The 25,422-nt window shown below is 56.2% G+C and carries 18 protein-coding genes and 3 pseudogenes; 9 read left to right on the top strand and 12 right to left on the bottom strand.

The genetic code is table 11. The features are described 5' to 3' along the window. Positions 1-30: 30 nt before the first annotated feature. The gene (locus C8J36_RS23735; protein WP_245506718.1) at positions 31-774 is read right to left on the bottom strand and encodes an SDR family oxidoreductase; all 744 of its coding nucleotides are present in this window, start codon (positions 772-774) and stop codon (positions 31-33) included. 531 nt (positions 775-1,305) lie between these two features. Here C8J36_RS23735 and C8J36_RS25530 point away from each other — a divergent pair. From C8J36_RS25530 to C8J36_RS23720, 4 genes and pseudogenes are all read left to right on the top strand, one after another. Next, positions 1,306-1,434 (top strand): annotated as a pseudogene (locus C8J36_RS25530) (IS6 family transposase); the annotation flags it as partial. Positions 1,435-1,609: 175 nt separating this feature from the next. Further along, the gene (locus tag C8J36_RS23730) at positions 1,610-2,368 is read left to right on the top strand and encodes a hypothetical protein (protein ID WP_132537745.1); all 759 of its coding nucleotides are present in this window, start codon (positions 1,610-1,612) and stop codon (positions 2,366-2,368) included. An 806-nt stretch (positions 2,369-3,174) separates the two neighbouring features. After that, the gene (locus tag C8J36_RS23725; protein WP_132537744.1) at positions 3,175-3,804 is read left to right on the top strand and encodes a hypothetical protein; all 630 of its coding nucleotides are present in this window, start codon (positions 3,175-3,177) and stop codon (positions 3,802-3,804) included. Positions 3,805-3,875: 71 nt separating this feature from the next. Beyond that, positions 3,876-4,481, top strand: a complete 606-nt coding sequence (locus C8J36_RS23720) for a hypothetical protein (RefSeq protein WP_132537743.1) — start codon at positions 3,876-3,878, stop codon at positions 4,479-4,481. A 987-nt stretch (positions 4,482-5,468) separates the two neighbouring features. Here the strand turns inward: C8J36_RS23720 and pyc are convergent. The 10 genes from pyc to C8J36_RS23670 all read right to left on the bottom strand — a co-directional run bounded on the left by pyc (position 5,469) and on the right by C8J36_RS23670 (position 18,747). Then, on the bottom strand, positions 5,469-8,945 hold the full coding sequence (gene pyc, locus C8J36_RS23715) for a pyruvate carboxylase (protein WP_132537742.1): 3,477 nt from the start codon (positions 8,943-8,945) through the stop codon (positions 5,469-5,471). A 27-nt stretch (positions 8,946-8,972) separates the two neighbouring features. Beyond that, positions 8,973-10,634 (bottom strand): electron transfer flavoprotein-ubiquinone oxidoreductase, encoded by a 1,662-nt coding sequence (locus tag C8J36_RS23710; protein ID WP_132537741.1) that lies wholly within the window; start codon positions 10,632-10,634, stop codon positions 8,973-8,975. A gap of 12 nt (positions 10,635-10,646) precedes the next feature. Beyond that, positions 10,647-11,588, bottom strand: coding sequence for an electron transfer flavoprotein subunit alpha/FixB family protein (locus tag C8J36_RS23705; RefSeq protein WP_132537740.1), 942 nt, complete (start codon positions 11,586-11,588; stop codon positions 10,647-10,649). Between the two features lie 22 nt (positions 11,589-11,610). Continuing rightward, positions 11,611-12,369, bottom strand: a complete 759-nt coding sequence (locus C8J36_RS23700; RefSeq protein WP_132537739.1) for an electron transfer flavoprotein subunit beta/FixA family protein — start codon at positions 12,367-12,369, stop codon at positions 11,611-11,613. A gap of 47 nt (positions 12,370-12,416) precedes the next feature. Next, on the bottom strand, positions 12,417-13,205 hold the full coding sequence (locus tag C8J36_RS23695) for a CoA ester lyase (protein ID WP_132537738.1): 789 nt from the start codon (positions 13,203-13,205) through the stop codon (positions 12,417-12,419). Next, a complete protein-coding gene (locus C8J36_RS23690) occupies positions 13,202-14,062 on the bottom strand; it encodes a MaoC family dehydratase N-terminal domain-containing protein (RefSeq protein WP_132537737.1) in 861 nt (286 codons plus the stop codon). The genes C8J36_RS23695 and C8J36_RS23690 overlap by 4 nt, the downstream gene beginning before the upstream one ends. Next, complete coding sequence (locus tag C8J36_RS23685; RefSeq protein ID WP_132537736.1) at positions 14,059-15,192, bottom strand: CaiB/BaiF CoA-transferase family protein; 1,134 nt, start codon at positions 15,190-15,192, stop codon at positions 14,059-14,061. The genes C8J36_RS23690 and C8J36_RS23685 overlap by 4 nt, the downstream gene beginning before the upstream one ends. Then, positions 15,192-16,346: an acyl-CoA dehydrogenase family protein gene (locus C8J36_RS23680; RefSeq protein ID WP_132537735.1), complete on the bottom strand. Its 1,155-nt coding sequence runs from the start codon at positions 16,344-16,346 to the stop codon at positions 15,192-15,194. Before C8J36_RS23680 ends, C8J36_RS23685 begins: the two co-directional genes overlap by 1 nt. A 110-nt stretch (positions 16,347-16,456) precedes the next feature. After that, on the bottom strand, positions 16,457-17,377 hold the full coding sequence (locus tag C8J36_RS23675) for a LysR substrate-binding domain-containing protein (RefSeq protein WP_132537734.1): 921 nt from the start codon (positions 17,375-17,377) through the stop codon (positions 16,457-16,459). A gap of 476 nt (positions 17,378-17,853) precedes the next feature. Beyond that, entirely contained in the window at positions 17,854-18,747 is an 894-nt protein-coding gene (locus tag C8J36_RS23670) for a LysR family transcriptional regulator (RefSeq protein ID WP_132537733.1), read from the bottom strand. Between the two features lie 136 nt (positions 18,748-18,883). On the opposite strand from C8J36_RS23670, the gene C8J36_RS23665 reads away from it, so the two are divergent. From C8J36_RS23665 to C8J36_RS23645, 5 genes and pseudogenes are all read left to right on the top strand, one after another. Beyond that, entirely contained in the window at positions 18,884-19,873 is a 990-nt protein-coding gene (locus C8J36_RS23665) for an aldo/keto reductase (protein ID WP_132537732.1), read from the top strand. A gap of 73 nt (positions 19,874-19,946) precedes the next feature. Next, the gene (locus C8J36_RS23660; RefSeq protein WP_132537731.1) at positions 19,947-20,918 is read left to right on the top strand and encodes a gluconolaconase; all 972 of its coding nucleotides are present in this window, start codon (positions 19,947-19,949) and stop codon (positions 20,916-20,918) included. Positions 20,919-21,098: 180 nt separating this feature from the next. Further along, complete coding sequence (locus tag C8J36_RS23655) at positions 21,099-22,079, top strand: aldo/keto reductase (RefSeq protein ID WP_132537730.1); 981 nt, start codon at positions 21,099-21,101, stop codon at positions 22,077-22,079. A gap of 197 nt (positions 22,080-22,276) precedes the next feature. Beyond that, the gene (locus C8J36_RS23650; protein ID WP_132537729.1) at positions 22,277-23,458 is read left to right on the top strand and encodes an MFS transporter; all 1,182 of its coding nucleotides are present in this window, start codon (positions 22,277-22,279) and stop codon (positions 23,456-23,458) included. Positions 23,459-24,003: 545 nt separating this feature from the next. After that, positions 24,004-24,944, top strand: a pseudogene (locus C8J36_RS23645) (XdhC family protein). 181 nt (positions 24,945-25,125) lie between these two features. Here the strand turns inward: C8J36_RS23645 and C8J36_RS25210 are convergent. After that, positions 25,126-25,422 (bottom strand): annotated as a pseudogene (locus tag C8J36_RS25210) (hypothetical protein); the annotation flags it as partial.

Below are 25,422 nucleotides of genomic sequence, written 5' to 3'. Positions count from 1 at the left end.
AATCTCAAAAAGACTATTAAGAAAAACTGATCAGGATTGTCCTCCATCGACGACGATTGTCTGAGCATTTACGTAGGACGCTTTGGTGAGCAGGAAAACGATCACCTCAGCGAGATCGTCTGGTTCGGCGACCCTTTCCAAAAGTGATCCCTGTCGCGCTCGCTCGCGGGTTTCGTGCGTCCTATTGGCCGTCCATGCGGAGTTTACAAAACCAGGGGCAACGGCGTTCACGCGAACCTCGGGAGCCAGAGCGACTGCAAGCGACCTGGTCAGGTTGATCAACGCGGCCTTGCTAGCCGCATAGGCGATGCTGCTGCCGCGCCTTCCCAGACCTGCAATGGAAGCAACATTGACGATCGCACCATTAGAAAATTTCAAGGCATCCGCAGCCACGGAGGCGCACCAAAAAGGTCCTGTCAGGTTCGTCGACAAGACGCGTGTCCAAACCTCTCCCGACATCGCACCGAGGTCCTGGAACGGTATACGATCAGCTCCGCCGGATGTTCCCGCGCTATTCACCAGATAGTCGAGGCCTCCAAGGCGCTGGACGGCATCTCCAACGAAACGAGTGACTGAATCTTGGTTCGAGACGTCTCCGGGCGCTGAATAAACGCACAAGCCTGCGGCCTGCAGCTCGTCAATGACTCGGAGAGCCGAAGAATCGTCGGGAAGATGATTTACAGCAACTTCAACCCCAAGCGATGAGAGCAGTCGCACCGTCGCCAGCCCAATGCCGCTCGCCCCACCCGTAACAATTGCCTTTTTGCTTGGCACAATAATCTCTCCCGATGCATGTTTGCTGCTTTAAGATAATACTCATTCGTCTTTTACCGGGTAGATACAGGCCGATCGCAACGCCTTCGGCCGCAGAATTTCCATCCACCCTGTTGAAGCGCTAGCCGTCAACATCCCAATAGCCCCAGACCGAGTTTCTACGCTGTGTTTGAAGCGGCTTTCCAGACAATCGTAGTTTTTGCTGTGGAAGCTAAAGCTCAAAACAGACGCGAGCCTTTGACTGATCTAAGCCACGTTTTCTCCAAGAACTAGGCAGACCTATGGGCGAATGATGGCTCATTCATAACGCGGTGTCAATCTCGATTTGAACCAAATGCGCTCTTGCTTTCCCATGACATTCCTAATGCGACAGAAGGACAGCTTGCATAGGTACGTTGATTAAAATTCTGGTTTTAATCGCAAAGCCACGAAGCCGACGCGGCATATTGACTTCAAGCCACGCAGCGAAAGCGGCGATGACAGGACGAAACGGGAGCCAATCATCATCATACACACAGCCGCCAGCCACATGTCGACAGTGCCGGCGAGACGGTCGAATTCTGGTTCAACGCACAACCTGACCTGCCGACGGCTTAGCAGTTTTTCAGGAAGGCAGTGGCACGTCATGACCGGCCCTACAGCGTCGTCATCGATAGTAGTCACCCAACCACAACGCTTGACATACGTTCTGGAATGACTGATTATTCATTCGTACAGCTTAGTTGCGTCTTCAGGGTAAATGTTATCCGCTAGCAAAACTTTACGCGGCCAAATATTTCTGGCAGTGGTGTGGCAACAATGCCTTGGGAGGGCGGGAATTGAGGGAGGAATTGTGGTGACGTATTCGCTTCGGCCAGATACCCGGATTGGTGTAATTTTACCAAGCGTCAACACGGTGGTTGAGCCTCTCTTCGCGAAATCTGTGCCGGCAAACGTTTCGGTGCACACATCGCGTATGCTGCTTTCGAACTCGCTATCCCCCGAAATGGTAAGAAGAATGGACGAGACTGACGGGGTAGCAGCCGCGCGTCAAATCGCGAGCTGCCGTCCTTCCAGTGTCGCATATTGCTGTGCCGCCTCCAGCCTGGTGCAGGGAAGAGAGTATGACCGACACCTGCGCCAGGAGTTGGAAGCGATTTGCGGCACAGCGGCGACCACTGGTGCCTACGCAATTGAATGCGCATTGAATTATCTTTCCGTCAACCGGTTGTGCGTTGTTTCTCCCTATCCAAAGCAGATTGATGAACTCGAACATCAATATTTCCGTGAATGCGAGTTTGAAGTCGTCGGATCATCTTGTCTTGGGATTACCGATTCCTTCAGTCTGGCTGCGCCTTCAGCCGAGACGTTGATGGATTTGGCCAGGACGGCATGGACGTCCGACGCCCAAGCATTGGTGATAACATGCCTGAATACATATTCTCACGAGGTAATTCACCAACTTGAGGCAGAGCTGGGGGTGCCAGTTGTAACTGCCACCCTGGCTACTCTATGGCATGCGCTCAAGCTTTCAGACGTCGATGTCACCGACATGCCTTTCGGCTCACTTTTCCAGGCCAAGACCGCGACGGAAACGGGCGAAATATTAAGATAGCCAGGCCGCCTTGCGTGACATTTCACGTTGCGGACCCTCGCTGCTTCCAGACCTAGTGTATGGGGAGGACAGATCCGAAAGAGTTATGCACGCATTACCCGCACACTGGTGGATTTTGCCTCCGAAGTAAACTAGTTAGACCGGCTGAAGACGTCAGGCTGTACGAATGGAAAGGCGTCGTAGACAAATCGGATGCGTGATTGGTAGAAGCATTCTGAAAGGCGTATCGGATATCGATGGAGATCCTGCCATCTTGTAACTTGCCCGGTGAGACATCGTCCGTTGTGACGGCAATCCATGGGCCTTTCGATTGCGGCGCTCGCATACGTTTTACAGGCACCGTTTTCAACAGCATTTCTTGCCCTATTTGCACCACCGTTCTCGCTGTTGCTAAGTCGTCCGGTTCAGTGGAATATTTTTCTCTGGCCGTCCTTAGCTTCATGGCGACTACAACTGGGTGGAGGGTGCCGTTGGATCATAAGCTCCCAACGATATCCAACTACTCCAAATATCGCCGCGATCATAAAACATGATCCTGTTGTGAACCTGCTCCCTTTTACCCGGGCCGTGCTTTGGTTTCTGATGATCGCACCTTGTTTCAAAAAAAACGCGACGAGGTTTTCACGAAAAATGCTTAACCTAGTGCGGCGGCAATACAATTATAGGTGGCATTTCCGGAAAGCATGGCGCTCTGGCGTGTGTCGGGAGAACTCAAAATCAAAATGACGAGACCATTCAGCCTGCGGTGAATACACCTGAAATACTCTCTTAATCACGAATGATGGATACAGAATTGGGGGAAAAAAGTGGATGAGCCTAAAGGACTACTACTCGCTATCATGCAACCAACCTCAGATTTGGAGGAGGAATTTAACGACTGGTACGATACTGAACATACTGTTCAGCGTGCTGAAATCGACGGCTTTCTTTCTGCCCGCCGTTTCGTTTGCCTCGATGGCTTTCCTCGTTACGCTGCAGCGTACGACTTAAGAGATTATGGTGTCCTAGAGGGTCCGGGATATAAAAAATTAAGCGGAGCGTTCAGTCCCTGGTCAAAGCGGATTCTGACCAGGGTGAATGGTCAGAGCAGGATCGAGGGACCACAAATTTATCCCCGTCATGCATCTTATGGAGATGCTGGTTCGCCAGCTCGTATGGGCCTGTTGCGTTTGCGGGGGGTAGCACGCGACGCTGAGGCAGCCATGATTGAAAGAATGCGGAAGGCAATTGAGAGCAAACTTAACGTTCTGCAGATCAGGGTATTCCGGTCCGAATATGCTCCTGATCCAGCTCATCTGGTGATGATCGAGGCACTGGCCGATTTTAAGTTCGATCAGATTCATTTCGAAAGTTTGGGTGACGATTTTCGCCGCGTCGACCTTATGAACCTCTACGCTCCTTACTGGAGGCGCGGGTATCTGGCCGGCGTGACGTAGGATGTCGCAGCCGCAAGCCGGCCAGCTGTCCGCTCTTCGCCAAGAACCTCATATTACAGGACGATACACATATGGGAAAGTTGATCGTAATAGCATCTTTCACGAATGGTTCTCAAGATGAACTTGATATGGCGGCTAGGAATTTCGTTGAGATCTACAGCAATCTACCTGGGATAGAGCGCACAGGAAGATATCGACGGATTAACGGCGGACTTTCCATAGCGCTAGCCGAGTTTTCGAAGGCCGACGGAGCCGAATTGCATGTGCCGGATTCCGGTAAATCGGAGGTCCAGTGCGAGATTTCAAAAGGTTATGAGGAGAATTTTATAAAGCGAGGTGATGTCTACGGTGACCCTCGCGATTTGCCAATACTCTACTCGGTTGGTTTTCCAGTCCCCGATGAACATGTCAGTGACCTAGCGAGCTGGTACGATAAAGAACATACGATAATATTGCACGGCTGTAGCCAGTGGATCTCGACGCGCCGCTTTATTATGGATGAAAGCTCACCATCGATATTCGGACGTCATCTCGCGTTGCACTATCTCAGTGATATTCAGGCACTTCGTTCCCCGGAACGGGAGGCTGCCCGGAAAACGGCATGGCGTGACAGATTGGCCACCATGCCCTGGTTTACGGGTGTGTATACGGTTTTTCTTCAGGAACTCCCTGACTGAACTTTCCTTGCAGAGGTTGCATTGTGTGTCTCATGCTAAATATATATAGTAGAGCTTTGGCAGGCGCGAAGAGAACTGTATATTCACTGGAGCGAGAGTTGGTATAAAGGGCTGCCTCGTTATGTTCTTTGCCGAAGGCGAAAGGTAGCAAGCACGGAGGAGATACTGCTAGCGGCCTCGATGAGAAAAATCTCGCGATTGAAACCACTAAAGGAGCCGTAGTTATACAAGCCAGTATCACCATTGAGACTTCGGTCGCCGCCTGTCCGTCGTCGAATGATCCGAGACGTTTTGAGCTTCGGTATTTCAATTTAAGCCGCTTTGACGTAGTGGGTAAGCGGCGCTTCTCATCGTGTCTCGTTTGATCCCTTCAAGCAGGATGTTCTAGTCGCGTCGCGTCCAAAATTGACATCGGCCGGAGTGTCAAGGCCATCGTGGCATCTCCGTCTGAGACAATCAGGCCTCCCAGTTCGTCTCGCTACCATCAATGACAACACCATTTGGTCGGCCATGATGGTTCAGCACTTTTCTCATAAGCTTTTGGTAGTCGGCAGGTTACCGTTCCTGGCAAGTAAGAACGCGAGAGTATGGCGCCGCTCTCGATGACGAGTGAGACGTCCTGTAAAACTTCACACAGGTTTTATCGACATAGTGTTGCCGATGACCTACGCGCCGGATAACCGTCGAGTAAGAGGCACCACCCAGCGATGAGTCGCAGATTAGTAGATGTGAATGCCGGGCTCGGCCATGATCTCATCCAGGTCCCGAAGGCTGAGATTTTCATCCGGATACAAGCGTAGGCACAGCAGGATCATCGAACGCTCAACATGACGGTCGAAACATGGAGTGCTCCTCTGAAGCAGGAAACTTTCGTGCCGTCGCCATGGTTACGACAGAGCCTGTAGGTGCAAGGTGAATAATTATTGGCTGGGGGCATTTCACACCTTAGGGAAAGCCAAGTAGAACTTTAGTCAGCGAATCATTTTGCTACCCTCTATAGACAATTAACAGATCCTTCGCATCGATCTGGTCGCCGGCCTTGACGAGTAGTTCAGCAATGGTGCCGTCCTTTTCCGCGTGCAGCGCGGTCTCCATCTTCATCGCTTCGATGGAGACGAGCACGTCGCCTGCTTTCACCGCCTGACCTGTCGTCACGAACACGCGCGAGATGACGCCCGGCATGGGCGCGCCCAGATGCGCGGTGTTGGCAGGATCGGCCTTGGCGCGCACGGCGGATCCCGTTGCACCGTGCGCCCTGTCGGGCACCTTGATGCGACGCGGCTGGCCGTTGAGCTCGAAGAAGATCGTCACCAGCCCTTGAGCATCGGTTGCGCTCATCGCCTGGTTGACGATGACTAGAGTTTTGCCTTTTTCAATCTCCACAAAAAGCTCCTCGCCATCGCCCAGGCCGTAGAAATAAGCGGGCGTCGGCAAGACGGAGACCGGCCCGTAGATATCCGAGGCCAGTGCAAAATCAGTGAACACTTTAGGATACATGAGGTAGGACGCGAACTCGCAATCCGAAACGCTGCGTTCAAGCTTAGTCTCGATTGCAGATCGCTCAGCATCCAGATCAGCTTTCGCAAGGAGGGACCCGGGAACTGCGGTATATGGGGTGTCACCCTTGAGCGCCTTCTTCTGCAATGCCTTTGGCCAACCGCCCGGAGGCTGGCCAAGATCACCCTTCAGCATCGAGACCACCGAATCTGGAAATGCGATATCCTTGGCCGGGTTCTCGACGTCCGCCACCGTCAAGTCCTGGGAGACCATCATCAGCGCCATGTCGCCGACCACCTTGGACGACGGGGTCACCTTGACGATATCGCCGAACATCCGGTTGGCATCCGCATAGGTCTGCGCCACCCGGTGCCACTTGGTGTCGAGGCCGAGCGAGCGGGCCTGCTCCTTGAGATTGGTGAACTGGCCGCCCGGCATTTCATGCAGGTAAACTTCCGAGGCCGGTCCCTTGAGGTCGCTCTCGAAGGCAGCATACTGGTTGCGCACTGCTTCCCAATAGAAGGAGATCCTTCGGATCCACGCCGGATCGAGGCCGGGATTGCGATCCGAACCCGAAAGGGCCTCGACGATCGAGCCGAGACAGGGCTGCGAGGTATTGCCCGACAGCGCATCCATCGCAGCATCCACCGCATCTACGCCGGCATCGACGGCCGCCAGCACCGTCGCCGCCGAAATACCCGACGTATCATGGGTATGGAAGTGGATCGGCAGGTCGGTCGCCTCGCGCAACGCCTTGATCAACACCTTCGCCGCCGCCGGCTTCAGTAGTCCGGCCATATCTTTAAGTGCGATGATATGGGCGCCAGCCCGCTCCAGATCCTGCGCCAGGGCAGTGTAATATTTGAGATCGTATTTGGGCCGCGCCGAACTGAGGATGTCCCCCGTATAACAGATCGCCGCCTCGCAGAGCTTGTTCTCCTCGTTGACGGCATCCATGGAGACCCGCATGTTGTCCACCCAGTTGAGGCAGTCGAACACCCGGAACAGGTCGATGCCGCCCTTTTCCGTCGATCCCTTGGCCGCCTGGCGCACGAAATACTTCACTACATTATCGGGATAGTTGGTGTAGCCGACACCGTTGGCGCCGCGCAGAAGCATCTGCAGCAGGATGTTCGGCGCATCCTCGCGGATCCTCGCCAGCCGCTCCCATGGATCTTCGGTGAGGAAGCGCATCGACACATCGAAGGTCGCCCCGCCCCAGCATTCCAGCGACAGGAGGTTGGGCAGCGCCCGCGCATAGACGGAGGCGACGCGCGCGATGTCATGGGTGCGCACTCGGGTCGCCAACAGCGACTGATGGCCGTCGCGCATGGTCGTGTCGGTGATCAGCACTTGGCTTTGCGCCCGCATCCATTCGCCGAATTTCTTCGGTCCGAGTTGGTCGAGCAACTGCTTGGTGCCGTCCGGAACCGGTCGATTAATATAGGGCAGAACGGGCTTTGCCGCCTGCGCCAGCGGCATGTGTCGGCCCTTGGTCTCCGGGTGACCGTTGACTGTGACATCGGCCAGATAGGTCAGTAGCTTGGTGGCGCGGTCCTGCCGCTTGACCTGGGAAAACAGTTCCGGCGTCGTGTCGATGAAGCGGGTCGTGTAGGAATTGTCGAGAAAGTTTGGATGGGTGATAATCGCTTCGAGAAAGGTTAGATTAGTGGCCACCCCGCGGATGCGGAACTCCCGCAGCGCCCGGTCCATGCGCGCGATCGCCTCGGTCGGCGACGGAGCCCAGGCGGTCACCTTGACCAGCAGCGGATCGTAATAACGGGTGATCACCGCCCCGCCATAGGACGTGCCGCCATCGAGCCGGATGCCGAAGCCGGACGCCGAGCGATAGGCGGTGATGCGGCCATAATCCGGGATGAAGTTGTGCTCCGGGTCCTCGGTGGTAATGCGGCACTGCAGCGCGTGGCCGTTGAGACGGATGTCCTCCTGCTTCGGGACGCCTGATTCCGGCGTGCCGATGGCAAAGCCATCCAGGATGTGGATCTGCGCCTTGACGATGTCGATCCCGGTGACGACCTCGGTCACCGTATGCTCCACCTGAATCCGCGGATTCACCTCGATGAAGTAAAACTTACCGGTATCGGTGTCCATCAGGTATTCGACCGTGCCCGCCCCGACGTACCCAGTTGCGGAGGCGATCTTCAGCGAATAGGCAGCAAGCTCCTGGCGCTGCGCCTCGCTGAGATAGGGCGCCGGCGCCCGCTCCACGACCTTCTGGTTGCGCCGCTGGATCGAGCAGTCCCGTTCGAACAGATGCACGACATTGCCATGCGTATCGCCGAGAATCTGGCTCTCGACATGCCGCGCCCGTTCGACAAGCTTCTCCAGATAGACCTCGTCCTTGCCGAAAGCCGCCATTGCCTCGCGCTTGGCTTCGGTGACTTCCTTGGTTAGGTCCTTGGGATCGCGGATCGCCCGCATGCCGCGTCCACCGCCGCCCCAGGAGGCCTTGAGCATGACCGGATAGCCGATCTCGACGGCCATCTTCGCCACCACATCCATATCGTCAGGCAGCGGCTCGGTCGCCGGAACCACTGGCACACCGACGGAAATCGCCAGATTGCGGGCCGCCACTTTGTTGCCGAGCTTGCGCATTGTGTCAGGTCGCGGCCCAATGAAGATGATCCCCGCCTCACGACAGGCATCGACGAATTCCGGGCTTTCAGACAGAAGCCCGTAGCCCGGGTGAATGGCATCGGCCCCGGATAGCTTCGCCACCCGGATCACTTCCGGGATGGACAAGTAACTCTCGATTGGCCCCATGTCTTTTTCCAGATGCGGACCACGACCGACTTGGTAGCTTTCGTCCGCCTTGAAACGATGGAGGGAGAGCTTGTCCTCTTCAGCCCAGATCGCGACCGTTTTGATACCAAGTTCATTTGCTGCGCGGAAGACTCGGATGGCGATTTCGGAACGGTTGGCACACAGAATTTTGGTGATGGGCATGGAGGTACCTCAAATGCAATAGTTGACTTACATGTTCGTATAGACCGGCCCCTCGCCGCCCTGGGGCGGCACCCAGTTGATGTTCTGGTTGGGGTCCTTTATGTCGCAGGTCTTGCAGTGGACGCAGTTCTGGGCGTTGATGACGTAGACCTCTTCGCCGTCCTTCTCGACCCATTCATATACGCCGGCGGGACAGTAGCGGGTGGATGGGCCGCCGTAGACTTCCAGTTCGGAGCGCCGTTGAAGATCCATGTCCTTCACGTGGAGATGGACCGGCTGGTCTTCCTCGTGGTTGGTGTTGGACAGGAATACCGAGGACAGGCGATCGAAGGTGAGGACGCCATCCGGACGCGGGTAATCAATCTTCTTGTGCTGGGCGGCAGGCTCCAGAGACTGCGCGTCGGTCTTGCCGTGTTTCAGCGTTCCGAAGATCGACAGGCCGAACAGTTGGTTGGTCCACATATCGAGACCACCTAGACCGATACCGACCAAAGTGCCGAACTTCGACCATAGCGGCTTGACGTTGCGGACGCGTTTCAGATCCTTGCCAATCGGAGTATCGCGCCATTCGGCTTCGATCTCGACAACCTCGTCATGGGCGCGGCCGGCTTCGATCGCCTTGGCAAGGTGGTCGGCGGCGAGCATGCCGGAAAGGACAGCGTTATGGCTGCCCTTGATGCGCGGCACGTTGACGAGGCCGGCGGAACAGCCGATCAGGGCGCCGCCGGGGAAGGTCAATTTCGGCACCGACTGGTAGCCGCCCTCGGTGATGGCGCGCGCGCCATAAGACAGACGCTTGGCGCCTTCGAAGACGCTGCGAATGGCGGGATGGGTCTTGAAGCGCTGGAATTCCTCGAAAGGATAGAGATAGGGGTTCTTATAATTGAGGTGGACGACGAAGCCGACGGCAACTAGGTTGTCTTCCAGGTGATAGAGGAAGGAACCGCCGCCCGCCTTCATACCGAGAGGCCAGCCGAACGAATGCTGGACGAGACCGGGCTTGTGATGCTCCGGCTTGACCTGCCAGAGTTCCTTGAGGCCCAGGCCGTATTTCTGAGGCTCGCGATCCTTCTGGAGATCGAATTTCTGGATCAGCTGCTTTGCAAGCGAGCCGCGCACGCCCTCGCCGATCAGCACGTATTTGCCGTGCAGCTCCATGCCGCGGGTGAAGGCCGCTCCCGGTTCGCCGTTGCGCTCGATGCCCATGTCGCCGGTGGCAACGCCCATCACCGCGCCTTGCTCATTATAAAGCAGCTCGGTTGCAACGAACCCGGGATAAATCTCGACGCCCAAGGCTTCGGCCTTTTCGGCTAGCCATCGACAGACGTTGCCGAGCGAGACAATGTAATTGCCGTGATTGTTCATCAGCGGCGGCATCATCACGTTGGGCAGGCGGATGGAACCGGCTGGCCCCAGGAACAGGAAATGGTCGGCAGTGACCGGGGTCTTGAACGGATGGCCCGCATCCTCGCGCCAGTCCGGCAAAAGCTTGTCGATGCCGGACGGATCCACCACGGCGCCGGACAGGATATGCGCGCCGACTTCTGCGCCCTTTTCAAGCACTACCACCGCCAGGTCCGGATCGACCTGCTTCAGCCGGATCGCAGCGCTGAGACCGGCAGGGCCTGCGCCGACGATCACCACGTCGAATTCCATCGCCTCGCGTTCGGGGAGTTCGTGGTCAGTCATGCTCATGTCAGATCAAAGCGCCTTCTCGAGTTCGGGCAGGATGGTGAACAGATCGCCGACGAGGCCGAAGTCTGCTACCTGGAAGATCGGCGCTTCCTCGTCCTTGTTGATCGCAACGATGACCTTGCTGTCCTTCATGCCGGCCAGATGCTGGATCGCACCTGATATGCCGACCGCGATGTAAAGCGCAGGCGCCACCACCTTGCCGGTCTGTCCGACCTGCCAGTCGTTCGGCGCGTAACCCGCATCGACGGCGGCGCGCGAAGCACCGACGGCGGCACCCAGCTTGTCGGCCACCGGCAGGATCACCTCCTGGAATTTTTCCGAAGACCCGAGCGCGCGACCACCGGAAATGATGATCTTGGCCGATGTCAGTTCAGGGCGTTCCGACGACGACAACGCATCCGAGACGAACGAGGATACACCGGGGTTGGAGCCGCCGGAGACAGCTTCGACCGAAGCCGAGCCGCCTTCAGCCGTTGCTGCAAACGAGGCGCCGCGCACGGTGATCATCTTCTTGGCGTCAGTTGCCTGCACCGTCTGGATCGCATTGCCGGCGTAGATCGGCCGCTTGAACGTATCGGCGGAGATGACTTCGATGATTTCCGAGACCTGGGCGACATCAAGCAGGGCTGCGACGCGCGGCATGACGTTTTTCGCCGATGCCGTCGCCGGTGCGATGATCACGTCATAGGCTGGAGCCAACGAGACGATCAGGTCCGCCAGCGGTTCCGCCAGATTGTTGGCGTAGTCCGCGCTTTCGGCGAGCAGGACCTTGGCAACGCCTGAAAGTTTTGCCGCCGCATCGGCCGCAGCCTGGGCGCCGGAACCGGCTACCAGGATATGAACATCGCTTCCAAGATCCTTGGCAATCTGCGCGGCCGCAGTCAGTGCCTTGGCGGTCTGGTCGTTGAGGCTGGCATTGTCGTGTTCTGCCAGAAGAAGAATGGTCATGATGTTATCCTTTTCTGTCTGCTCAGATCACGCCGGCGGTCTTCAAGGCGCTGACCAGCTCCTCGACCGATTTGACCTTGATGCCCGCCTTGCGCCCACCCGGCTCCTCGGTCTTCAGGACCTTCAGCCGCGCTGTGGTCTCGACGCCGAAATCAGCCGGTGTCTTCTTGTCGAGCGGCTTCTTTTTCGCCTTCATGATGTTAGGCAGCGAGGCGTAACGCGGCTCGTTCAGGCGAAGATCTGTGGTGATCACGGCCGGAAGCTTGACCTCGATCGTCTGCAGACCGCCATCGACCTCGCGAGTGACTTTCGCAGAGCCCCCAGGGCCTGGATTGCCGATTTCGATCTTCGAGGCGAATGTTGCCTGACCCGAGCCCATCAGCGCTGCCAGCATCTGGCCGGTCTGGTTGCTGTCGTCATCGATCGCCTGCTTGCCGACGATGATCAGGCCCGGTTGTTCGGCATCGACGATCGCCTTCAGGATCTTGGCGACAGCCAGCGGCTCGACGGCATCGTCGGACTCGACCAGGATCGCCCGGTCGGCGCCCATCGCAAGTGCAGTGCGCAGCGTCTCTTCGGCCTTGGCTGGGCCGATCGAAACGACCACCACTTCCTCGGCCTTGCCAGCCTCCCTCAGACGCAGAGCCTCCTCGACGGAAATCTCGTCGAACGGGTTCATCGACATCTTCACATTGGCAAGCTCGACACCCGAGCCATCCGCTTTAACCCGGATCTTAACATTGTAATCGACAACTCGCTTAACGGGCACCAGGATCTTCATGGGGTCCTCAATGTTCATTTTCTCTGAAGCTAAAAGATAACCAGCACTCAATCGGCTGCGCGGGCGAGGATGAACCGGGCTCTGATACGAACAGGCTCATCGACCATGGCTCCATTTACTGCGGCAGCGCCATCGCCACTTGCAACGACCTTTTCTGCCCACTCGACTTCCGATGGCGTAGGTTTGAAACCCGTACGAATAGCTTCGATCTGACGTGGATGAATGGCGAGCTTACCACCAAAGCCCAAGTCAAGGGCATAACGGGCGTCCGACGCCACAAGCGCGCCATCGTCAATGGACGTCGTCACGCCGTCGATTGGACTCTGAAGCCCTGCAAGACGGGAAGCCAGCACGAGTTCCGTTCGCGCTGCTAGCAGTGCTTCGCGTATATGTGCGCATCCGAGATCGGCACAAAAATCAACCGTCCCGAATACAAGTCTCGCGACACCCGGCAATTTCGCGATCTGCCTAGCTTGAGACAGTCCCCGGGCAGTTTCTATAAGCGGGAGAACCGGAAGGCCGTAATTCGCGGCGATATCAGCAAGGACACCGCCGAGCTCCGCCTTCGGGACGATGATGGCGGCGAAAGGCAATTTGGACACAACCGCCATGTCATCGGCATGCCATGGAGTCCCTTCTCCATTGACCCGCACCAGAACCGGCATGTGAGAAAAATCCGCCTGCAGTGCAGCTCGTGCCTCGTTCTTGGCATCTCCCGGTACTGCGTCCTCAAGGTCAATCACGATGGCATCCGCACCCGATGCCGCCGCCTTCTCGAAACGCTCGGGACGGTTGCCTGGCACGAAGAGTGGTATGGTGAAATTAGCGAGCCTCATGGCCAGTCAGCCTCCGCGCTCATTCCGATGGGCCCGTCTTCGCGCGCCGTCCACAATTTCATGCGACCGTTATCCTCCGTTGCGTGGAGGCTCACCTTGTCATCATCGAACAAAGGTGATTGGCCGCGAAACATAAATTTCGTAGGGACCCCGCCTTTCAGTTCGGCCGCATAGTTTAGGAGCAGCGTTGCTTGCAATGGCCCATGGAGAACAAGGCCCGGATATTGTTCGATTTCCGTCGCATAGGGCCGATCATAGTGAATGCGATGACCATTGAATGTAAGTGCCGAATAGCGGAAAAGGAGTGTCGGAGACACGACGACGTCCCGTTGATGTTGTCCTGTGGGAGCAGGTTCGCTTTCCGCTACCTTTGACGGATCCTGAGGCATTGCGGCTTCGCGATAAACAATATTCTGCGTTTCCTCGATCAGGAGCTTTCCGGCGACGTCCACTTTGTGCTCCACCGTCACGAAGCAGAGCACCCCCGTGCGACCCTCCTTGATAACCACATCGGCGATATGGGAGACGCGCCTCACAAGGTCGCCGACAAGAATATGTCCATGAAACACCAGATTGCTTCCTGCCCACATTCGCCGTGGAAGGGGAACGGGCGGCAGAAAACCGCCTTTCTGTGGGTGGCCGTCGTTACCCAAAAGATGTGCCTGGATTGCCGGTTGCGCCAGGCAATACTGAATAAGATGGGGAGCAGTGTCGCCTACAACCGGCAAACGCTCGCCTAGGTCGAGTGTTGCATTGAATTTGCGGACCAGATCAATTGAAACAAAATCCGAAACTACCTCTTTCCGGCCGATCCAGGAACGCAGATATTCGACATCCATTTCTACAGTTTCCTTCATGATCCAATCTCCGCGAATTCAGGACGGCTGCGCTCTCCGATAGCCGGCACGGACCCGTAAGATCTTGCCTCGCCGACAAAAATCGGCGCCGGCGCGGGATAGGCAACTGGCCCCGCCGGTGTTTCGACAATGATCCGCCGTAGATGCGGATGGGCAGAAAGCGCGGCCATGTCATTGACGGAGGCGAAAGCTGTATCTGCCGCGATCAGACGACGTTCGGCCTCAGAAGCATCGATGGTTGCGAACACGGATGCGACGAGATCATCGGTAGCAGCGCGGTTCTTCACGCGCAGAACATTTTTGGCAAACAACAGATCAACGATCATCTCGGGCTTTTGCAGGAATTCGGTGCAGAACCTTGCCCATTCCCGGTCGCTCTGGATCGCGATCAAAACATCCATGCCATCCTTGGCAGTGAAGACGCCATAAGGCGCAATCGAAGGATGAGCCAGACCCAGCCTTTTGGGCGCCTTTCCACCCTCCTGATGCAAAAGCGGCACCGTGAGCCAATCAGCCATCACGTCGAACATGGAGACGCATATATAGGCGCCCTCGCCGGTCACCGCACGCGCCAGCAGCGCTTCGAGAATCGCGGAATAGGCCGTGGACCCGGTCGCAATGTCGACGACGGAAATGCCCACTCGGGCTGGAGCCTCAGGTCCACCGGTTACAGAAGACAGACCGCATTCAGCCTGAAGGAGCAAGTCATAGGCTTTGCGGTGAGCCATGGGGCCTGTTTCACCGTAACCACTGATAGAGCAGATGATCAGTCGAGGATGCGTCTGACGCAGCTTTTGTGCGCCGAAGCCCATGCGATCAAGAGCTCCAGGCTTGAGGTTCTGGATGAGAATATCCGCCTTGGCAAGCAACGCGGCAAGCGTTTGCTTGCCTTTGGTGGTGGCGAGATCGACGACCAGCGAATTCTTACCACGGTTCAACCAGACGAAATAGCTGCTCTGCCCGGCGCAGACATCGTCATAGCCGCGTGCAAAATCACCTTCGGGTCGCTCAATCTTGATGACCTGCGCACCCGCATCGGCGAGCCTTGCCGAGCAGAACGGCGCCGCCACAGCCTGTTCGATGGAAATCACGTTGATGCCCTCGAGGGGGAGGCGTTTTTCCCCCGTCATCAGAATGATCTCGGCAAGCCGAGCACATGTTCGGCAACGTATGAGAGGATGAGGTTGGTGGAGATCGGCGCGACCTGGTAAAGGCGTGTCTCACGGAACTTGCGCTCGACATCGTATTCGCACGCGAAGCCAAAGCCGCCATGAAACTGGAGGCAGGCATTGGCCGCTTCCCAGGACGCCTTGGCCGCCAAATATTTCGCCATGTTTGCCTGAGTTCCACAAGGCTCCTGTGCATCATAACGGCGACAGGCCTCATAACGCATGAGGTTGGCGGCCTCAATTTCAATATAACTCTCTGCGATAGGAAACTGAACGCCCTGATTTTGGCCGATCGGGCGGCCAAATACCGTCCGCTCCTTTACGTATTTCGATACCTTTTCGATGAACCAATAGCCATCTCCAATGCATTCGGCCGCAATCAGCGTACGTTCGGCATTGAGGCCGGTCAGGATATATTTGAATCCTTGGCCTTCCTCGCCTATAAGGTTCTCGGCAGGAATTTCGAGGTTGTCAAAAAACAGTTCGTTGGTTTCATGGTTGACCATGTTGAGGATTGGCTGAACCGTCATCCCCTTCTTCACCGCTTCCTTGATGTCGACGATAAAGATCGACATGCCTTCCGACTTTTTCTTCACCTCATTGATCGGAGTTGTCCGGGCAAGCAGAATCATCAGATCGGAATGCTGAATGCGTGAGATCCAGACCTTCTGGCCATTGATGACGTAACGATCGCCCTTCTTTATCGCCGTAGTCTTGATCTTCGTCGTATCGGTTCCCGTCGTCGGCTCGGTGACACCCATCGACTGGAGACGCAGTTCGCCTGATGCAATCAGTGGAAGGTAACGTTGCCGCTGCTCCTCCGAGCCATGGCGGATCAGCGTGTTCATATTGTACATCTGACCGTGGCATGCACCGGAGTTTCCACCGGAGCGGTTAATCTCCTCCATGATCACGGAAGCTTCAGTAAGACCGAGGCCCGAACCGCCGTATTCTTCAGGAATAAGCGCCGCCATCCATCCGGCTTTGGTCAACGCGTCCACGAATTCCTCAGGATAACCCCGACCCTCATCGACCTTGCGATGGTATTCAGCCGGAAACTCTACACAAAGTGCGCGTACGGCATCTCGTATTTCCATGAAATTATCGGGGTGCATTCCGGTTTCCTCATTCTGTCACAATGAACAGCTTAGAGTACCGACCTCGCTGTGTGAAAAACCTTTTCATGATCACAGATATGCTTTACGGGCATTTCTTAGACAAGATGTCAGGTCAGAACGCCCAGCCAATGGCCGTTTGTGACAAGCTGGGAAATCTCTCTCGTAATGAGTTCCGCAAATTTTCGAACTGCCGCAGATTCAGGCCTTCCTACTGTGCGTGCAAGGATAAGCTGTCTAGTTATTGGAGGCGACATCAGCGGACGAGCTTCGAGAAGGCCCGCTTCAACTCGTCTAAAGACTGGCAGATAAGGCAAAATGGTAGCCCCTAATCCGCGGCAGACCAAGTCGATCTGAACAGGAAGAGAATCAACTTCAACGATTGGGGTAATAGTAAAACCGTGACGTGTTGCTACATCATCGATAAGAAGTCTGAGACCATGTTGCTGACTTGGAAGAATGAGCGGCAAGGTCACCGCTTCCTCAAGCGTTGCCTCATCCTTTAGAGGCACCTTCGTTGCACGCTGAACTAGAAAAAGTTTTTCGAGAAGAATGGGCTGAGAGACGATCGTAGCGGGGTGCTTTGCATCGTAAATAATGCCGAGATCGATCACCCCCTTCTGGAGCCAATCTAAGATATGGCCGCTATAACCTGATACGACCCTCAACTTGACATTGGGGTGCTCGCGCAAAAATTTTTCGATCAGGATTGTCGAGAGCGTGTCCGACACCGTCGGCGGCATGCCAACGGCTATCTCGCCATAGAGGGCCGCATCGTCGGAAATGAATTCGGTTCGCGCCTGCTCGACCTCATGCAATATCCTTTTTGCTCGAGCAAGGAAAGCGGCACCTTGACCAGTGAGCCTGACGCCGCGTCCATGTCTGTAAAACAAGCGGATCGTTAGTTCGTCTTCGAGTGCCTGAATTTGGCGGGTTAACGCAGGCTGGGCAATGTGCAGCCGCTCCGCAGCGCCGCTGATGCTTCCCAGTTCCGCAACGTGCACTACCGTTCGAAGCTGCCTTATCTCCATCAAAGTCTCCAGTTGGAGCTACAATTTTAAGCATATTTCGAGATCAAATCGCTAACATCGGAACTTGGAAAATTATAGCTAAGGTTAAAGGGGAACGCCTTTTGACGCTTCCTTTAAGTTGGTCTCTAGATAAAACGCAAAAATCCTTATGTAATACGTTACCCAAAAGCAGACCAGAGCTCACCCCGTCTAGAGAATTACTTGCAACTCCCGACTTCTTATCTTGAGGAAAAAATAAACGAATAATCATTCAGTCATTAGCAGACTTTGCAAGAATGTACAATTGGGTCGTGCTTGCCGTCTCCCAGATGCATTCCTATCACTGAAATTTCGCTTATAACTATCGAGGGAGGTGCTGACGCTTTTCGCGACAGCTTTTGCCGAATTCGTTCACGGAAAAAGGCGTTAGGCGTGACGACGATTTCATCCGCCGGCCGTGTCTGGCGCGCAAGTCGGCCCTGCCACCATCGTGTAAGCTAGACCCGGTATCTCAGTTCATCGACAAGAAGGCGGAAGGCCAGCGATGCCTGCCGCCGTGTTGGATAGTAGAGATGATAGCCATCAAAGGGCTCGCACCAATCCTGGAGCAGCGGGACAAGTGCGCCGGTGCCCATGTGCTCCCTTACGACATCCTCAATCAGAAAGCCGATGCCGTGACCTGCAAGGGCAGCCTTGATTATTAGGGGGGTACAGTTGAGGACGAGTTGGCCATCGACCTTGACCGCTATCTCCCCGCCTGATTTCTCGAATTCCCACCCATAGATGCTGCCGCCGCTGACGAAGCGCATGTTGATGCAACGATGGTTTGCCAGGTCTTTTGGCGTGGTTGGTATGCCATTGCGGGCGATGTAGCTTGGCGAAGCGAATGCAGCCATCCGCAGCGTTGGCCCGATACGGACTGAAATCATGTCCTTTTCGACCCTCTCTCCCATCCTGACGCCGGCATCGAACTTCTGACTGACGATGTCAACGAAACCATTATCAACATTTAGTTCGATATTGATGTCTGGATACTTCGTAATCAGCCGGTCAATTGCGGGCCACAGCACGGACTCGGCTGCATGTTCAGACAATGAGATGCGGATGGTGCCGGCGGGCCTCTCCCGATACTCGTTCAAGTCGGACAGGCGCTCTTCAATGCCGGAAAGCGCTGGCTGGAGAATATCGAGAAGCCGTTCTCCAGCCTCCGTTACCGCCACGCTACGTGTCGTGCGCGTCAGAAGCCGCAATCCTAACCGGGTTTCAAGACGCCGAAGTGTGTGGCTGAGACTAGATTGGCTGAGGCCCAGTTTTTTCGCCGCACCCGTGAAGCTGCCTTCCTCGGCGACAGCAAGAAATATCGTCAGGTCGGCAAGGTCCTCGCGCCTCATGTATACGCTCCATATTGATGACCTTCAGTCATATACCTTAGTTCCGGTCGGTGTCTAATCCCCGGAGTGCAAACCGGGTAGAGTTGCCGCAGGTTCGTTGAGAGCAACTGGCGTTTAAGCTGAAAGGGCAACGGCAATGAAGCTTCGATATCTGGGAAACGACAATCTTGAGGTGTCCAACGTCGGCTTTGGCTGCATGGGTCTGAATTTTGGCTATGCGACGAAGGTGACCAAGGCCGAAGGCATCACCCTTATCCGCGAGGCAGCAGATCGAGGGGTCAATTTTTTTGATACAGCCGAAATTTATGGGCCTTTCACCAATGAAGAAATGGTCGGAGAGGCGCTAAGCCCCATTCGGGATCGCGTCGTGATCGCGACGAAGTTTGGTTTCGATATTGTCGATGGCAAATCGCAAGGGTTGAACAGTCGCCCCGAGCACATCCGGGAGGTAGCCGATGCATCGCTCAAGCGGCTAGGTACTGATGTCATCGACCTGTTCTATCAGCACAGGGTTGATCCGAACGTGCCGATCGAAGATGTTGCAGGAGCCGTCAAGGACTTGATCGCTGCGGGCAAGGTACGACATTTCGGCCTTTCAGAACCGGGTGCCGAGACAGTTCGTCGTGCTCATAAGGTACAGCCGGTTGCCGCCCTCCAGAATGAATACTCCCTCTGGAGCCGAGGCGTTGAAACCAATGGTATCCTTGAGGCTTGCGAAGAGTTGGGTATCGGCCTGGTGTGCTACAGCCCGCTCGGCAAGGGGTTTCTCACCGGCGCCATGAACAGGGACACCAAGCTTGGAGAGGGCGATTTCCGCTCCATTCTTCCACGCTTCACACCGCAGGCGATGGAAACCAACCAGGCACTGGTAGACCTGCTGAAGCGCATCGCGGCTGAGAAAGGTGCCACTCCGGCGCAGGTTGCGCTTGCTTGGCTGCTGGCGCAGAAGCCTTGGGTCGTCCCGATCCCGGGCACAACGAAATTGCACCGGCTGGAGGAAAACATCGCTTCGGTCAATCTTGATCTTGATGACGGCGATCTGTTCGAGATCTCTCATGCGCTTGCCGATATTGACATAGAGGGTGAGCGCTACCCGGCGCATCTATTGGCGACGACCGGACGCTAAATTGTCGCAACGCGGGCGGGGCGTCGCCGCTCTACGGGCAAGTTCCAAATTCACTATACAATCGAGGACTAAAATGCGTATCGCCAGATTTGCTGCAACTGTTAGCGTAATATTTTTTCTGACCGCGAATTTAAGCTTCGGAGGCGATACGAAGAATATCGAGTTCTCTGGAGACACGATCTACCCCGAAAGTGTGTCCTGGTCTTCTGAACAGCGCATGTTTTTCATCGGTTCGGCCCAGCACGGTTCGATCGGAACTGTGGACATGGACGGCAATTACAAGACCTTTATTCGCGACGAAGCTCTCCCATCGACCTTCGGCATCCATGTCGATGACGCGCGGGATCACCTCTGGGTAACTGTCGGTGACTTGGGTAGATCCGAAAAATCTTCTGCGGAGACACAGGGCAAGCTGGCTGCAATTGCGGTTTTTGACAGCAAGACGGGCAAGCGTCTCGCCTTTTACGATCTCGCATCCGTGGGGCCTGGCGTTCGCAATGCCAACGACGTGGCGCTCGATCCCGCCGGCAACGCCTATGTTACGGATAGCTTCGCACAGGTGATCTATCGCATCGATACCTCCGGTAAGTTGACCGTTTTCGCCGATGCGCCCGTACTTAAGACCGGCGACATGTTCGGCCTAAACGGCATCGTCTATCATCCCGACGGCTATCTCCTGGTCGGCGCCTGGAACAGCGGTGAAATATTCCGGATCAGCATCTCCGATCCGGTGAAAATTAGTAAGGTGGCATTGCCTGAGACGTTCAAGGGAATGGATGGCATCAACCTTACTGACCCCAACCATCTTGTGGCTTCGGTCAATGTTGGTGAGCCGCGTGCCGTGGAAATCGCCTCCGATGATGGCTGGACCACCGCGAAGGTGAATGCAACGAAACCCGCTGTAAGCACCTTCCCGTCTGCGGTCGCAGTCGTTGGAAATGAAGCTTGGATCCTCAATTCACGCATCGACAGCCTGCTTGATGCCAGCGCCGAGAAAGTCGATCGATTTATCTTACAGGATTTCAACAGCTCAGTCAGTAAGTAGGTCTCGACATCAAACGCCGGGTCGAGCTCCTTCAGAAAGAACTCGACCGCGTTCCGCGACCACGCGACAGTGAGTTTATCGCCGAGGCCTTGCCTTCTCGGTGATTTCGAAAATGCTACGAGTTCGCCGAATGAAATTGACAGGCAGATCATTACCTGCACCACGCATCGGAGATTTGAAATGCAGAAGAGAATTCTCGGAACAAGCGGCTTGGAAGTGTCGGCACTCGGGTTTGGATGCATGGGGCTGACCTTCGGCTATGGCCCCGCCACGGATAGGACAGATGCGATTACCCTGATCCGAGCAGCCTACGAACAGGGCGTGACATTCTTCGACAGCGCCGAAGCCTATGGCGCCGCCAACGAAGAAATTCTCGGCGAAGCGGTCGAGGCATTCCGCGACAAGGTGGTTCTAGCCACAAAGTTCGGCTGGAAGAACGGTACACCCAAGGAGGGTCTCGACAGCACTCCAGCGCGTATCCGCATCGTCGCCGAACAGTCCCTCAAGCGGATGAGAACAGATGTCATCGACCTTTTCTACCAGCACCGTGTCGATCCGGACGTTCCGATTGAGGATGTCGCTGGCACCGTCAAGGACCTGATTGCGGAAGGAAAGGTCAAGCAGTTCGGTCTGTCAGAAGCGGGGATCCAAACGATCCGGCGCGCCAACGCGGTCCAGCCCCTGGCAGCTCTTCAGAGCGAATATTCATTATTCTATCGCGAACCGGAGACCGAAATGCTGGCCGCCTTGGAAGAACTCGGCGTTGGTTTCGTGCCGTTCAGCCCGCTGGGCAAAGGGTTCCTGACCGGCAAGATTGACGAGAAGACGGAATTCGGCGACGGAGACAGCCGAAACAGCGGACCCCGTTTTTCGACCGCGGCTCGCATGGCCAACATGACGCTCGTTGACCTTCTGAAGCAGCTCGCCGAAAACAAGCGGGCAACCCCGGCGCAGGTCGCACTTGCGTGGCTCCTGGCTCAAAAGCCATGGATCGTGCCGATCCCTGGCACTACGAAGCTGCATCGGCTCGACGAGAATATTGGCTCTGCGAAAGTCGAGCTTACAGAGGCTGACCTGGAGCAGATCAGGACGGCCAAGTCGAAGATCGTCGTCCAGGGCGACCGCTATCCCGAGCACCTGCAGAAGCTCGTCGGCCGATAGGCCAGAGAACGAGCGTCAACGAATAATATCGAAGACATTTTTGACTGTTCGCGCCAGTCGCTAGGGTCGTCACAGTTGCACTCATTTGAGAATCCTGACTGAGAGAACCTCAAATCAAGTGCCATAATCAACATTACGGCAGCATTCTCACGATTTTCATATGTTGTTGCCGTAAATAACAAAGCGGACGGATCGTCATGGCAGATACGACATTGGAAACACTCTCTCCATCGACCAACTGGGCAGCGGTATGGGCAACCGGGCTCGGTGTCTCGAGCCTTACGGCAGCCGAGATGCTTCCTGTCAGCCTGCTAACGCCGATGGGGACCGACCTTGGCATCACCGAAGGCATGGCGGGCCAGGCTGTGACCGCTACGGCCGTCGTCGCGCTTGTGACCAGCATCTTCATCGCGGTCACCACACGTGGCCTCGATCGCCGCACTCTGCTGCTGTGGCTATCGGCGATCCAAATCCTCTCGAACCTGACTGTGGCGTTCGCACCCAACCTGTTTGTCCTCCTCATCGGGCGAATGTTTCTCGGCCTGTCGCTCGGCGGCTTCTGGGCTTTGTCGGCGGCTCTGGCCATGCGGTTGGTTCCTGAAGATGCCGTGCCGAAAGCATTCTCGATCATCTTCGGCGGCGTCTCGGTTGCGACGGTGGCCGCCGCGCCGATCGGAAGCTATCTCGGCAGCGTGATCGGCTGGCGTGGCGTGTTTACCGCCGCTGCTGTGCTGGCAGTCATTGGATTCGTTTGGCAGTTCGTTTCGCTGCCATCCATGCCGCCCCGTGGACAGGCGCGGCTAGCCACCCTTTTCCATGTCCTGAAGCGTCCCCGCATCGGCCTAGGTATGTCGGCGGTTGTTCTGGTCTTTGCCGGGCACTTTGCCTTCTTCACCTATCTGAGACCGTTTCTCGAAACGGTCACGAATGCGAGCGTGAATGGGGTAACGCTCATCCTCCTGGCATTTGGTATCGGCAGCTTCGTCGGAACCTCCGCCTCCGGCTGGCTGCTCAAGACGAACCTCTGGCTAACGCTGTGGCTGGTGCCTTTGGTGATGAGCGCGCTCGCGATTGCGGCTGTAGTCCTCGGCGGGTCCGCAATCCTGATTTCAGTCATTGTCGCTCTGTGGGGCTTTTCGTTTGGCACCATCCCCGTCGGCTGGTCGACGTGGCTGACCCGCACCGTTCCGGACGAAGCCGAGAGCGGCGGCGGCCTGCTGGTGGCCGCCATTCAAATCGCGATGACCATCGGCGCTGCACTAGGCGGAGCGATCGTTGATGTCAGCGGGATTACCGTCGTATTCGTCTTCAGCGCAGCGATCCTCTTTGCCGCAACTGTCGCGGCGCTGATTGCCCTTCAAGACCTTCGGAAAACTTAGTACTGAACAGGGACACCATGTATCCTTATTTCAGGGAAGGTCGCACTTGTCGCCGGAACAGCCCTCGACCTCACGGCGGCTAAGACGCTGCCTGGTCGTCCGGGCCAAGTATTTTCGGTCGGCCCGCTCAGCAAGACGATGGTGCAGACCCTCCTGTCGATGAAGGCTGCAACTGGGACCAACTCTCCCTCGTTGCCATGATTACAATTCACGACAAATGCGTAAGGGTTCGGCATAACTCTGCGACAGCCCTCGCTAGAGTACAAGAATTCCATCGGATCACCGAATTGGAACTGTCCGCTCGTCCTTAGCAAGCGATCGAGGTGGTTCGAGCTCAGGAGCCGACATGTCTAGTCATCAAGACCCGCAATACGTTACGCGATGCGGTGGTACCGTCTCTATGTCGGTCGGGCGCCAGGCTCGGCATTCGAGTGCGCAACTATCCCATCACATTGGACAAGTTGCTCGAAAAAATGCCGGCAGTGGCCTGATCTGCAGCGGGCACAGGAAGACGTGTCTGCCCGGCAATGATACGGATAGAAGAAATGCGTGAACGATTGCAGACCTTCGCTGAGGTCGAAGCCGCTACGAAAGTGGCCTTCGTCTCTGACGATCCGCAACAAATTCTACAGTTCGCACTAGACTCGTACGAGAGCGGCCTTGGGGCTGCTCTCGTCACACTGGTCGAAATCCGCGGTGGAGCGGCGCGTGCCCTGGGATCACAAATGGCGGTTCGCGGTGATGCTCTTCATTGTGGCTACGTGTAGGCGGCTGCACAGAGGCCGCTGTCGCGGCTGAAGCGGTTGCGGCGATTGCCAGTGGATTTGATCGCTACCTTCGGCTCGGCGAAGGCTCAAAGTTTTTCGACATCGTACTTCCGTGCGGTGGCGGCATAACGGTAGCGATCCATGTTATTCGCCAGGCGAAAAGTCTGCGAACGGCGCTTACTCAGCTCGAGCATCGTGACCGGGTTGGCCTCATCTACGATCCGGCATCGCAATCCCTTGCTCCCGTGCTCTCCGCCACCCGGTCCATGTGGGAAGGAGGCTGCTTTGTAACGTCGTATCGGCCAAAGACAAAGGTTGTTTTTTCAGGCGGCGCGATCGAAGTCGAGACAGCTGCCGGCTTGGCGCGCGCCTGTGGATATTCCGTTTGCACGGATTACGGCTTCAGCTTCACGTCGCAGCCGAAGCTTGCCGATGTCATCGACATGGACACCGCAGTCGTGATTCTTCATCACGATCTAGACCGCGAAATCCCTGCCCTGAAAGCCGCGTTGGCCGCCAACCCATTTTATATCGGCGCGCTCGGAAGCCGCCGTACCCATGAACGACGAAGCGCGGCACTTCAAAGCCTTGGCTACAAACCTTCCGATATCGCCCGCATAAAGGCACCGATCGGGATCTTCGCGAAAGCTCGTGATGCAACATCTCTAGCACTTTCGGTGCTTGGCGACATTGCTGCGGCTCGAGCCACATCAATCTGAAAAGAGTGTGGATGGACATGTCTAAATATCCCTCGCGGCGCGCAGCCATAATCGCGGCGGCTGAACGAGCCGCATTTTGTGGCGTCGCGCTCACCGGTGCAGTCGGCGACAGGATGCGGTGCCTTGAACCGATTGGCACCCGCTGTTGAAGCGGCATAAGCTGACGGCGCCCGGTGAGTGGTCAGCGCCTCGTACTGAGTTCGAGCCAGTCAAGCTCCTGCTCCACTTGGCGATAGGGACCGTCGCCGATCTGTCCGGTATTGCGCAAGGTGTCGATCGCCTGTCGGGCATGCGGCACGATCCTCTGCCGAAGCATCGCATCATCTGAGCCACGCGGATCTCGTCCAGCAGCCGCCTCATCGAGCTTTGCTCGATATTCCGTCTGAATAGCCCCGCGTTTCGTAGACACCCTCGGGTTACGTTTTCTGCTGCTTTTCGAACTCGACGGGCGACAGCATCCCGTTTCTGACATGTTTGC

This window comes from Rhizobium sp. PP-F2F-G48 (genome assembly GCF_004342335.1).
In the GTDB taxonomy this organism is placed as follows: domain Bacteria; phylum Pseudomonadota; class Alphaproteobacteria; order Rhizobiales; family Rhizobiaceae; genus Ferranicluibacter.
The sequence above is the reverse complement of the archived record's forward strand: the minus strand, read 5'-3'. Positions and strand labels throughout refer to the sequence as shown.